Raw genomic sequence first — 12527 nt, forward strand, 5'->3', positions numbered from 1 at the left:
TCGAATAACACGAACTCATGTGGCCATGTTATCGGATAACACGCCCTGAATGCCTGAACGAAATCAGCACTCTAAGCCCACTTCTACGAATCCCGACCGAACGGATCACCCCCTCGCCCGCAGGCAAACCACCCGAACGTGTCAAAAGTCGATAACACCCCGATCCAACCCATAACAAACGATAACACCAAAATACGTGTGAAATACACGCTTACAAAATCACAGATCAGAGCAAACCGCTCGATTTCGGATTATGATTCGCCCCATCCGGCTGTCGAAAACCCCGCGCCACGAATCAGACCACGCTTCCGGGGCACGGATACCCCGGATGCCTGGCTGTTCGATCTCGGAGGGCGTTACAAGATCAGGTGTCGCGGTCCATGATCCATTTGACGGCGGGGTCGGCCTGGAAGCGCCAGTTGCGGCGGGGGCCGGCCATGACGTTGAGGTAGTACATCTCGAAGCCGTAGGGTGCACCGCAGGGGTGGTGGCCGCGGGGGACGAGCACGACGTCGCCGTCGGCGACAGCCATGGTCTCGTCCAGTGTGCCGTCTTCGGTATAGACGCGTTGGATGCCGAAGCCCTGCGCCGGGTTCAGGCGGTGATAATAGGTTTCCTCCAGATAGGTAATCCGGGGGAAGTCGTCTTCGTCATGGCGGTGACTGGGGTAGGAGGACCAGTGTCCGGCGGGGGTGAACACCTCGGTCACCAGCAGGCTATCGCAGTAATCCTCGGCTTCCATGGCGATGTTGTTGATGTAGCGGGTATTGGTGCCCTTGCCGCGTTCGGTCAGCGTGATGCCGTCCGGGCCGATGCGGCGGGCCTGATGCCCGCCCCTGCCCGGCGCGGCACAGACGGCAATGGTGCAATCGGTGGTGGCCTCGGCCTGCCAATCGCTGCCGTTCGGAAGGTAGAGCGAATGCGGCGGTGTCTTTTCGAAGACATCCATCCGGTCGCCCAACTCGCCCCAGTCCTGACCGGCACCGGTCAGCCGGGCCTTTCCCTCGACCATCACGAGGATCACTTCGTTGTCCCCGGTCGCCTCGCCCACCACATCGCCCGCCCGCAGACGGAAGAGCGAGAAGCCCACATAGCGCCACCCGGCGCTGGCGGGCGTCACGTGATGCACCTTGCCATGGGTGCCGAAGGGCTTGAGCAGCAGGTCAGCCATTGTCATCGTCCTCATCTTCCTCCGGCGGCACCCAGGCATAGAGCAGGTGATAGGCCGTGTAGCCGCCGATCGCGCCGAAGATCATCGCCCAGGTTCCCTCGTCGCGGCTAAGCTCCAGCACCGCCCATCCGAAGCAAACTGCTACGATGCCGATCCGGATCCAGAGCGGGCGGAAGGATGGGTGACGCATGTCGAACATGGACAGTTCCTTTCCAGGGTCAGGCGCGGTTGTCGATCTTCAGCCCCGCGCGGTCACAGACCGTCAGGATATGCTCATACCCCATCTTTGAATACTCATAAGGCGGCGCCTTGGCCGGGTCCTGCTCTGCTTCGACCACGATCCAGCCCGCATAGTCCATCGCCTTCAGCTTGTCGGCCACGGCCTGAAAGTCGATGCAGCCATCGCCGGGCACGGTGAAGGCCCCCGCGATCACGGCATCCAGGAAGCTGCGGTCATTGTCGCGGACGTCACGGACGATCTCGGGGCGGATGTCCTTGAAGTGGACATGATGGATGCGGTCGGCCCACCGGTTCATGACGCGCATCACATCACCGCCGCCAAAGAGCATATGCCCGGTGTCGAAGCAGAGCTGAACCTCCAGCCCCGATCCTTCCATCAGCCAGTTCACATCCTCTTCGCTTTCGATGATGGACCCCATGTGGTGGTGATAGGCAAAGGGCATCCCCTGCCCCGTCACCCATTTGGCGACCTCGGTCAGCTTCGCCGCATAGGCCAGAACCTCGTCACGGGACAGTTTCGGGCGGTTGTTGACCGGTACGCCCTGCATCCCCTGCACGGTGTTGGAGCATTCGGCATAGACGATACAGGGCGCTTTGAGGGCCACGAACTGGTCCACCTGCTGGCCGATTGCGGCGCATTCCTCGGCCACGCTGTTGACCAGCGTATTGCCGGAACACCATCCGCCGCACAGCGCAAGGTCATTGGCCTCCAGATAGGCGCGCAGCCCGTCCGTATCGTGGGGCATGCGTTGCCCGCGTTCGACGCCGGTATAGCCGATCTCGCGGGCCTCTTTCAGGGCCTGTTCCATCGTGTAGGCGGCGGTAATGTCGGGCAGGTCGTCGTTCTGCCAGGCAATGGGGGAGATCCCGATTTTGACGCTCATGGGTGTTTCTCTCAGACGGTGCGCTGTGTTTGGCGCTTGGTTTCGTAATTGGCTCGCGCTTCGTTGACTTGCGGACGGGTGCTGACCTCGGGCACGCCCACTTCCCACCAGCTGCCGCCATGGGGGGTAGAGGGATATGGGTCGGTGTCCAGCACGATGGCATAGACGCCGTCATGCTCTTTCGCTTTGGCCAGATGGTCTTCCAGTTCGGCGATGCTGCCTGCTTTGACCGCTTTTGCCCCCATGCTGGCGGCATGGGCCACGAAGTCGATCTGCGAGGGGTTTTCATGAACGGTGTGATCCAGCAGGCAATTAAACTCCGCCCCGCCGGTGCCCATTTGCAGCCGGTTGATGCAGCCGAAGCCCCGGTTGTCGGTGATCACCAGCGTAAACTTCGCCCCCATCATGCAGGCGGTCGCCAGTTCAGAATTCGCCATCATGTAGGTGCCGTCGCCGGTGAAGCAGACAATGTCGCGCTCGGGCTCGGCCATGTGAATGCCAAGCGCACCCGCGATCTCGTAGCCCATGCAGCTGAACCCGTATTCCATGTGGTAGCTGCCGGGCCGCCCCGCCTTCCACAGCTTGTGCAACTCGCCCGGCATTGTGCCCGCAGCGCACATCACCACCGTGTCGGGCCCCGCGGACCGTTGTACCGCACCCACCACCTGCATATCCGTGGGCAACGCGTTCGCGTCCTCCCCGGGCGCGTCGGTCAGCGGATCGACCTTGGCGAACCAGTCCGCTTTCAGCGCCGGATCGGGGGTGGTGAAGCGCCTGTCGCCAAGGGCTGCCGAGAGCGCCTCCAACCCCGCTTTCGCGTCGCAGCAGAGCGGCTCCGCCCCGTGCTTCATCGCGTCATAGGCCTGCACGTTGAGGCTGACCAGTTTACGCTTGGGGTTCGCGAACAAGGACCACGATCCGGTGGTGAAGTCCTGGAAGCGGGTGCCGACTCCGATGACCAGATCCGCCGCCGCGCAGACCGTGTTGGCGCTTTCCGCGCCGGTCACGCCGATGGGGCCGAGATTGAGCGGATGGTCCCAGGGCAGCGCCGACTTGCCCGCCTGGGTTTCCACGACCGGAATCCGGTGCGCCTCGGCGAAGGCTTTCAGCGCCCCGGTCGCGTGGCCATAATGCGTGCCGCCGCCCGCCACGATCACCGGGGTTTCGGCAGCGAGCAGCAGCGCCGCCACCCGCGCCAGTTCCCCCGCATCGGGCGGCGCCGCCCTCCGGTGCCAGACGCGCAGTTCAAAGAACGCCTCGGGCCAGTCATAGGCCTCGGCCTGCACATCCTGGCAGAAGGCGAGCGTCACGGGGCCGCAATCAGCGGGATCGGTCATGGTGCGCATGGCACGCGGCAGCGCGGTCAGCAACTGCTCGGGCCGGGTGATCCGGTCGAAATAGCGGCTGACGGGCCGGAACGTGTCGGTCGCGGTCACCGTGCCGTCGGCGAAGTTCTCGGGCTGTTGCAACACCGGGTCGGGGCCGCGATGCGCGAAGACATCGCCCGGCACAAACAGAACCGGCAGCCGGTTCACATAGGCCAACGCGCAGGCTGTCACCATGTTGGTGGCGCCGGGGCCGATGGAGGAGGTCACCATCATCGCCCGGTCCCGGCGCAGCTGCTTGGCATAGGCAATCGCCGTATGCGCCATGGTCTGTTCGTTGTGGCCGCGATAGGTGGGCAGGGCATCCTGCACCTGGTAGAGCGCCTCACCCAACCCGGCCACGTTGCCATGACCGAAGATCGCCCAGCATCCGGCGATAAAGGGCACACCATCGGGAGTCATCTGCGCGGCGAGGTATTTCACCATCGCCTGTGCGGCGGTCAGTCGGATCGTTGTCATGCTGCCTCCTTCGCCCGCGCGCGGGCCTCGTCCCAGATCGCGCAAAGCCGCGCGTAATTCTCTGCCATCTGATCGACCGCTTCATCGGCGGTGATCGCATCCTTCATGTACGCCTCTGCCGCTGCGCCGAAGATCGTGCGCCCCACGGCAAAGCCCTTGACCAGATCGTGCCGCGCGGCCACGGCGAAGCTGTCCCTCAGCGCCGCCTCCTCGGCCGCCAGCCCCAGCACCACGATGCCGCGCGTGTAGGGATCGTTCCGCGTGATCGCGTCACAAGCCGCCTGCCAGCCCGCATCGGTGGTCATCGGCTCCAGCTTCCACCAGTCGGGGTAGACGCCCAGATCGTAGAAGCGCTGGATAACTTGTGCCGTCGTCTGGTCGTCCACCGGGGCAACCTTTGACGGGATCACCTCCAGCAGGAACTCCAGTCGGTTCCTGCGCGCGGCGCTGTAGAGGCGCAGGATGGTCTCCTCCTGCCGGGCCCACATATCCGCGTCGTCATCGGGGTGGCAGAAGCACAGCACCTTGACCACGTGATCCAGAGGCCATTCGTTCAGGCCCCCGTAGTCCGGCCCGATCTCAGGCTCCAGCATCAAGGGCCGCGATCCCGGCCATTCCACCGGACGTCCGACCCAAAGCCCCGTACCCGTCGCCTTGTACAGCGCATCGCGCCCAAGCCGCCCGTCGCAGAGGATGCCATAGCCGGGCTGGCCATCCGCCACTTTCAAAGCCGCCTCAAGGCAAAGTTCCTTGAATGTGCCGATCTTGGACCTGTTCGCGCCCTCCAGATCCTCCACCTGCATTCGATGATCGAACGCAAAGCTGCGGATCGTGGTCCAGTCACCCTTGCGGTTGGTGGACCAGTGGACGTTTTCCAGCACCGTATCCTTGCGCAGCGCGGATTCCTTCACGCCGCGTTTGAGAAAGAACTGCAGCTCCTCCCAACTGGGATAGGCAGGGGTGCAGCCGTGGCGGCTGACGGCGAAGGCCCCGCAGGCGTTGGCATAGGTCAGCGCCGTCGGCCAATCCTCTCCGTCGAGCCAACCTTTCAAGAGCCCCGACATGAACCCGTCGCCTGCGCCGAGGACATTGAAGACCTCAATGGGAAAGCCCGGGCCAGTCTGGCCGTCATCGAGGCTATCGGGGATGTCGCCCTCAAACGCCACCGCCCCCATCGGGCCGCGCTTGCAGACCAGCGTGGCCCCCGACACCTTACGCACCGCGCGCAGCGCCGCAACCGTATCCGTCGTGCCGCCTGCGATATGGAATTCCTCCTCGGTGCCAACGATGAGGTCGAAGAGATGCAGCGTCGATTGCAGCTTCTCCGTCACCTCGTCGGAGGCGATGAAGCGGCTTTCTCCGTCCCCATGTCCCGCAAGCCCCCAGAGGTTCGGCCGGTAGTCGATATCGAGCGCCGTTTGTGCACCAGCCTCACGCGCCAGCCTTAACGACTTGAGAACCGCTGCCTCGGTCCGGGGATGCGACAGATGCGTCCCCGTTGCGACAATCGCCCGTGCCTCGCTGATGAAGTCGGGGTCGATATCCTCTTCACACAGCGCCATATCCGCGCAATCGGACCGGTAAAAGATCAGTGGAAACTGTTCCTGGTCGCGGATGCCGAGCAGGACCAGCGCAGTCAATCGCTCCGGGTCCGTTTTCACACCGCGTACATCGACACCTTCGCGCGCCAGTTCCTCACGGATGAAGCGGCCCATATGTTCGTCACCCACACGGGTGATCAATGCCGACCGCAACCCCAAGCGCGCCGTGCCTGCCGCCATATTGGTGGGCGAGCCGCCAATGTATTTCTGGAACGACCCCATATCCTCCAGTCGGCCACCAACCTGCTGGCCATAGAGATCAACCGAAGAACGGCCGATGGTGATCACATCAAGCGGCTTCATCAAAGCGCTCCCTCGATTTTCGGTTCTGGGGCCACTGGCCCCGATCTGTCAGTCAGGTCAGGCGCACGGCCTGCCCGGTCCGTGCGGATTCCACCGCCGCCTCGGCCAATTCCAGGGATTTCAGCCCGTCCAGCCCGGTGGTGGGCGTCGGGGCCCCATCGGCCACGGCAGCGACAAAGGCCGCGATCTCGTTGGCATAGGCAGCGATGTAGCGGGTCATGAAGAAGTTCAGCAGCGGCGGGCGGGAATACCCCTCGGCCGTTGCCACTTCGATATTCGCCTCATGCTGGTTCCGCGCGCTGACCGCGCCTGCAGATCCCAGCACCTCGATCCGCTGATCATAGCCATAGGACGCGCGGCGCGAATTGGTGATGACCGCCTGCTTGCCGCTGGCGGTGCGCAGGATCACGCTGGCGCTGTCGAAATCACCCAGTTTGCCGATCTCGGGGTCGGTCAGGACGGACCCCTGCGCCATCACGGTTTCCACCTCTTCACCAAGCAGCCAGCGGGCAATGTCGAAATCGTGGATCATCATGTCACGGAAGATGCCGCCAGAGACCTTGATGTACTCATAGGGCGGCGCGCCCGGATCGCGGCTGGTAATCGTGACCATTTCCACATCGCCGATCCGGCCTGCGTCGATAGCGGCTTTGACAGCCATGAAATCGGGGTCGAAGCGGCGGTTGAAGCCGACCATCAGGGTCGCGCCTGTTTCCTCGACCGTGGCAAGCGCCTGCTTGACGCGGTCGACATCCAGATCAACGGGTTTCTCGCAGAACACGGCCTTGCCCGCTCGGGCGAACTGCTCGATCAGGTCAGCATGGGTATCGGTCGGTGTGCAGATCACAACGGCGTCAATGTCGTCCGATGCCGCAATCTCGTCGATTGTCCGCAACTCGCAACCGAATGCCGCCTGAGCAGCCTTGGCCGCCGCTTCCATCGGCTCGGCAATTGCCACCAGAACGGCCCCATCGACAGACGCGATGGCGCGGGCGTGAACCTGCCCGATACGGCCTGCGCCAAGTACCCCGAAACGAACGGTCATCTTGTTCTCCTGAACGTGCTTTTTTTCTTGTTGTGACGGCGCGCAACCGCGCCGCCGGTTGTTATATGCTCAGACCGTTCCGCCGAGCGACCCTTCCAGGGCGACCATTTCCTGACCACCGGCCATCATGTCCTGTAGCTCCTCCGGCGTGATCTGGCCACGCTGCGCGGTGCCAAGCGTCTTGCCCCGGTTGAGAACCGTAAACCGATCCCCCACGGCCAGCGCGTGGCGCACATTGTGGGTGATGAACACCACGGCAATGCCCTGTTTGCGCACCTTGTCGATGGTGGCCAGCACGTTCGCCGTCTGCCGCACGCCCAGGGCCGAGGTCGGTTCATCGAGGATCAGCACCTTGGCGCCGAAATGCACCGCACGCGCAATGGCCACGGTCTGACGTTCCCCGCCAGACAGAGTGCCCACGGCCTGATCCGGCCCACGCAGGTTGATGCCCATCTTGCGCATTTCTTCCATGGTCACGTTGTTGGCGTAGTCATGGTCAAAGAGCTTCAGCGGACCCACTTTTTTCACCGGCTCATTGCCCATGAAGAAGTTGCGGCTGACCGACATCAGCGGGATCATCGCAAGATGCTGGTGCACCGTCGCAATCCCCGCCGAAATCGCATCGCGCGGATCGGCGAAATGCATCGGCTTGCCTTCGAACATGATCTCGCCCGCCGTCGGCTTGTGCACGCCGGACATGGTCTTGATGAAGGTCGATTTGCCCGCGCCGTTGTCGCCCAGAAGGCAGTGGCATTCGCCGGGGAAGACATCGACCGACACACCGGCCAGCGCAATGACCGAGCCGAAATGCTTTTCGATGTTGCGCATCTCGATGATGGGTGCGTGTTCACTTGTCATCTTAGCGTTCCCCCGTGATCAGGCGGCGAATATAGGTGTTCAGGATCACAGCCAGCAGCAGGATGACACCCAGGAACACCCGGAAGAGCGAGCTTTCCACACCCGTGAAGAACAGGCCCTGCTGGACCACGCCGAAGATCAGCGCCCCAAGCGCAGCCCCGATGACCGAGCCGTAGCCGCCGGTCAGCAGCGCCCCACCGATCACCACCGCGATGATGGCCTCGAACTCTTTCAGGATACCGCGATCCGCGGCGGCAGAGCCGAATTCCATCACCTGACAGGTTGCGAAGACGGTCGCGCAAAAGGCGGTCATGATGAACATCTTGATCTTGACGGCGTTGACGGGAACACCGGAATTCCGGGCCGCTTCCGCGTCGCCGCCAGCGGCGAAAATCCAGTTGCCGAACTGGGTGCGGGTCAGCAGGAAATGCCCGAAGGCCACCAGCACCAGGGCCCAGATGATCAGCATCGGAATGCCGTCGACCACGGGTTCTCCTGCACGGGTGCCGCGTTCGAATACCTCGATCAAGCCACGTTCACCCAGGAACTCGAAGAACCAGCCACCGACCTGACCGCCGAACAGCGGGGCCAGCCAGTCGCCCTCGGCTGCATCGGAAATGCCGCCGATGATGGTGCGGTTTTCCAACTGCTGCGGAATGAAGATGGTGAAGCCCCGCAGGATGAACAGGAAGGCCAGGGTCACGATGAAGGACGGCAGCCCTGTCTTGATGACGATATAGCCGTTCAGCGCCCCGATGCTCATGCAGATCAGGAAGGCGAGGATGATGGCAAGCCAGACGGGCCAGCCGAGCGAGACCGAGAAGATGGCGATCATCATGCCCGCAAAGCCGATCATGGAACCGACCGACAGGTCAAACTCGCCTGCGATCATCAGCAGGCAGGCGCCGACGGCGATGATCATGAATTGCGCCGAGACGGTGCTCCAGTTCAGGACACCTTGCGAGTTGAACATGCCGCTGTTGCCAGCGAAAATTGCGAAGAACAGGAAGACGATCACGGTGCCGCAGATGCCGCCAAGCTCGGGGCGGATCAGGGCTTTGCGGAAGGAGGAAATCTCCTTGACGCGTTCGTCCTGTTCGGGGGTCTGAGCGGTGTCTGTCATCTGTAAACGCTCCGCGTGTTGAAGGGTTTCATGACGTGTCCCAATCTTTAGAAGAGGCGAAGGGCAGCGCGCCGCCACCCTTCGCCAGGGAGAGAGTTTATCGCTGGATCAGCGGTATTCGCCTGCGAAGCGTTCCACCATCTCAAGCCCGTCCGCGGTCACGAAACCGGGGCCGGAGTTGATGTTGTTGCCCGGCAGCACGCCATAGCGGTGGTAGTTCGTCAGAACGATCACCGGCAGGTAGGCCTGCAGGAAGGGCTGCTGGTCGATGCCCCACTGGATCACGCCGTCACGCAGACCCTGAACGATGTTTTCACCCAGGTCGAAGGTGCCGAAGTAGATTTCGCCAGCCATGCCGTTCTGTTCCAGCGCCATGATGGTCGGATCGGCAGAGGTCGGCCCGAGGGTCAGGATCGCGTCAGTGTCGGGGTTGGCGTTCAGGTAGGCCAGAACACGGTTCTGGATCTCGGCCGGGTCCTGACCGGAGTCGATCATCTGGCTGCCAAGCTCGACGCCAAGCGCGTCTGCGAAGCCCTGGCACCGCTCGGTCGAGGACGGCGACGAGATGTAGTGGTTCACACACAGGAAGCTTTCGACACCGTCACCGGAGGCGCGCAGACCCGCCGCATAGCCTGCATCATATTCGGGCTGACCCACATACATCAGGGCACCGACTTCGCGGGCCTGATCCGGGGTGCCAGAGTTGATGATGATCACGTCAACACCGGAATCTACCGCGTTGCGGATGGGGCCGGACAGCACGTCGAAATCGGCCAGCGTGGTGATGATGCCGTCGGGGCCGGATGCGGCCGCCTGTTCGATGATCCGCGCCATGTCGGCAAGGTCACCGGTGGGGGGGTTGCGGTATTCCACCTCGACGCCCATCTGGTCGCCCGCCAGCGCGATGCCGTTGCGGATCGTGTTCCACCAGCTGTCGCTGTCGGGCGCGTGGCTGACCAGGACATAGCGCTCGCCATCGGCCAGTGCCGGGGCTGCCATGCCGGTCAGGGCTGCGCTTGCGGCAACAGTTGCTGCAATCAGAGTCTTCTTCATCAGGTTTCCTCCCAAGTTTGGTGTCCGGCGCACCGTTTCCTCTTGCCGGATGCCCCGCGAGGGGCGATTTCACGCATCCCTTCAGGCCGCCATGGACCTCAGTCGCGATGCTATGAATTCGATTGAACATTTCAGGTCTGCCTCGATCGTGGCGCTGTCCTGCACCTCGGGCGCGAAGCATTCGAATGACACGGGGCCCCGATAGCCTCCGGCGACGAGGGCCGCGATCTGGTCGACCGTTCCAAGCTGATCCCGGTCATCTACCAATACCCTGTGCTCATCACGCATGTCGGACCGCGTCAGTGTCTCGTTCACCACGCCCGATATCTGGACCAGGGCAGTATGGTCCGGGAACAGGTCATCTTCCCCGTCAAGAAAGTGGTGGAACGTGTTGTGGGCCAGTTTCAGGTGGTCCTTGGCTTCCAGCGTGTCGATGATCGCCACCGCTTCGGCCTTGCTGCGCAGCGACGATGTCATGAAACCGAGCGGTTCGATCAGTCCGGTGATTCCGACCTGTTTCAGAAGCGGCAGAATGGCCTTGATCGCGATCCGCAGATTGGCCTGCCTCTCACCATTGGCGCATCCGATACCGTCATTGCGCGGGGTGAATGACACAGCCTCGGCCCCGCAGGCGACCGCAGCGTCCAGCAGGCTTTCGGCATTGGGCGACTGTTCCGGCGGCCAGGAGTTGAAGGCATAGAGATGGTTCAGCGCTACGATGCGCAACCCCAGATCGCGTGCAATGCCGCCTGCCTCCGCCGGGTCCATGCCGTCAAAGAGCGGCCGACCCAGATCGTTGCGCAGTTCCACGCCCGTGCAGCCGACGCGCTTGGCGAGTTCGAGAAACTCGACAAACCCGGTGCGCGGGGCGGTGATCTGGTTCAACGAAAAAAACATCAACCCTCCCGTCAGTGCCGGATTGTGTGTGGCGACTGACGGGCGGAAAGCTGTTGGAGATCGGCGATTCCGTCAATCGCACGCACCGATTTCTAGTCATTAATGACGTTTTCTGCGCCTGCAAAAATGACGTTTTTACGTCATCAAATCATGTCGGGCAAATAGATGCGCGGTTGCAGGAAATACTGCCCGACAACCCCGTCATCCCCGGCATGAACGGCGTTGATCATCAGCTCGATCAGCTCTGTACAAAGCGTGTCGAGCGGCGTTGCAATCGCCATCACCGCATAGCCGTCGGCAAGAGCGGCGCGGCTGTCATCGGTCAGTTCGTTAACCACGAGAGAAACCTCATGAGGCTGGCGCATTTCCCGCAAGGCGGCAATTGCACCCTCCATGCCGCCGCCCGCGACATAGAGCCCCCGAAGGTCTGGGTGGCGGGACAGCAGGTCCAGCGTTGCCTCATAGGTCAGTTCTCGCGTCTCCAGGTTGACCAGCGTATCCAGCACCGGCAGGGCAGGCGCGTTTTCCCGGATGCAGGACCGGAACCCGACCTCTCTCAGGTCATGTCCATGCCAGCGGTTTCCCCCAACGAAGAGGGCCAGCTTTCCCGGTTGCTTGACGGTTTTCGAGATCATCCAGGCCGCCATACGCCCGATCTTGACGTTGTTGGACCCGACATAATTGCGCCGGATGCCTTGTGCGAAGTCGTTGAGCAGCGAAAAGACCGGCACGCCCTTGTCCTGAAGATCACGGACCACGGGGTTCAGGCTCTGGTGGTTCACGGCAACGCAGCCCAGAGAGTCTACCCTGCGCCCAAGGCTTTCCATCAGGCTGGCAAACTCCTCTGGTGCCTGTGACTTGGCATAGCGGATAACGGCCTGCCCCTCGACATCCATGCGCGCCGTGACGGCTCGTTCAATCTCTTTGGCGAATTGCTGGTAGAACGCCTGTGACGGTTTCAGCAACACGAAGCCAAACCGCATCTTGGGCCGGTCCGGCACCATCCGGTGCTCGATCAGGCCACGGGCGTGATACCCAACCCGATGCGCTGCGGCGGCGATCTTGCGCAGCGTTTCCTCGCGCACCTTCATCCGACCGTTCAACGCCCGGTCCACGGTCGATACGCTGACACCGGCCTCGCGGGCCACATCCTTTACGGTAGAACGCCTTGCCATGATCACCTCGCGCCAGAGACGTCATTTATGACGTGTTTTCGGCCTTGAACGCAATCGGCAAGCCAGAGGCGCTACAGTTCTTCGCGCCACGGTGGGTTGGCCCCGGCCCGGCTGACGGTAACGGCGGCGGCTTTCGCGGCGAGTGCAAGTGCCTGCGTCATCTGATCTGCCGTTACCCCGGCCACGCCCGCCTTGGTCAGCAGCCCCTGTTCCGACAGGCTGGCCATAACCCCGGCATTGAAGGTGTCACCGGCGCCGACCGTGTCCACAGCGGTCACACGTTCGGCCGCGACGGTCACCTCGGTCCCGTCCGACAGATAGGCGGTTGCCCCT

Annotated in this window: 12 protein-coding genes; all 12 read right to left on the reverse strand. The window is 62.7% G+C overall.

Annotated elements, in window-relative coordinates; genetic code table 11:
- Nucleotides 1–364: 364 nt before the first annotated feature.
- Complete coding sequence (gene iolB, locus BKY26_RS14255) at nucleotides 365–1171, reverse strand: 5-deoxy-glucuronate isomerase (protein WP_071691060.1); 807 nt, start codon at nucleotides 1169–1171, stop codon at nucleotides 365–367.
- Nucleotides 1164–1370, reverse strand: coding sequence for a hypothetical protein (locus tag BKY26_RS14260; protein ID WP_083431466.1), 207 nt, complete (start codon nucleotides 1368–1370; stop codon nucleotides 1164–1166). The genes iolB and BKY26_RS14260 overlap by 8 nt, the downstream gene beginning before the upstream one ends.
- Before the next feature lie 19 nt (nucleotides 1371–1389).
- Nucleotides 1390–2295 (reverse strand): myo-inosose-2 dehydratase, encoded by a 906-nt coding sequence (iolE, locus tag BKY26_RS14265; protein ID WP_071691062.1) that lies wholly within the window; start codon nucleotides 2293–2295, stop codon nucleotides 1390–1392.
- A gap of 11 nt (nucleotides 2296–2306) precedes the next feature.
- Complete coding sequence (gene iolD / locus BKY26_RS14270) at nucleotides 2307–4139, reverse strand: 3D-(3,5/4)-trihydroxycyclohexane-1,2-dione acylhydrolase (decyclizing) (protein ID WP_071691063.1); 1833 nt, start codon at nucleotides 4137–4139, stop codon at nucleotides 2307–2309.
- On the reverse strand, nucleotides 4136–6043 hold the full coding sequence (locus BKY26_RS14275) for a bifunctional 5-dehydro-2-deoxygluconokinase/5-dehydro-2-deoxyphosphogluconate aldolase (protein WP_071691064.1): 1908 nt from the start codon (nucleotides 6041–6043) through the stop codon (nucleotides 4136–4138). The genes iolD and BKY26_RS14275 overlap by 4 nt, the downstream gene beginning before the upstream one ends.
- Nucleotides 6044–6095: 52 nt before the next feature.
- Nucleotides 6096–7088, reverse strand: a complete 993-nt coding sequence (gene iolG, locus BKY26_RS14280; RefSeq protein WP_071691065.1) for an inositol 2-dehydrogenase — start codon at nucleotides 7086–7088, stop codon at nucleotides 6096–6098.
- Nucleotides 7089–7157: 69 nt separating this feature from the next.
- The gene (locus tag BKY26_RS14285) at nucleotides 7158–7946 is read right to left on the reverse strand and encodes an ATP-binding cassette domain-containing protein (RefSeq protein ID WP_071691066.1); all 789 of its coding nucleotides are present in this window, start codon (nucleotides 7944–7946) and stop codon (nucleotides 7158–7160) included.
- Nucleotide 7947: 1 nt separating this feature from the next.
- Entirely contained in the window at nucleotides 7948–9069 is a 1122-nt protein-coding gene (locus BKY26_RS14290; RefSeq protein WP_071691067.1) for an ABC transporter permease, read from the reverse strand.
- A gap of 108 nt (nucleotides 9070–9177) precedes the next feature.
- Nucleotides 9178–10122 carry a sugar ABC transporter substrate-binding protein gene (locus BKY26_RS14295; protein WP_071691068.1) on the reverse strand — a complete coding sequence of 315 codons (945 nt, stop codon included), beginning with the start codon at nucleotides 10120–10122 and terminating at the stop codon, nucleotides 9178–9180.
- Nucleotides 10123–10203: 81 nt separating this feature from the next.
- Complete coding sequence (locus BKY26_RS14300; protein ID WP_071691069.1) at nucleotides 10204–11019, reverse strand: TIM barrel protein; 816 nt, start codon at nucleotides 11017–11019, stop codon at nucleotides 10204–10206.
- Nucleotides 11020–11162: 143 nt separating this feature from the next.
- Entirely contained in the window at nucleotides 11163–12194 is a 1032-nt protein-coding gene (locus BKY26_RS14305; RefSeq protein WP_071691070.1) for a LacI family DNA-binding transcriptional regulator, read from the reverse strand.
- Between the two features lie 71 nt (nucleotides 12195–12265).
- The coding region (locus BKY26_RS14310; RefSeq protein WP_227435048.1) for a PfkB family carbohydrate kinase at nucleotides 12266–12527 on the reverse strand (262 nt) is incomplete at its 5' end.

The organism is Nioella sediminis, assembly GCF_001879695.1.
GTDB classification, from domain to species: Bacteria; Pseudomonadota; Alphaproteobacteria; order Rhodobacterales; family Rhodobacteraceae; genus Nioella; species Nioella sediminis.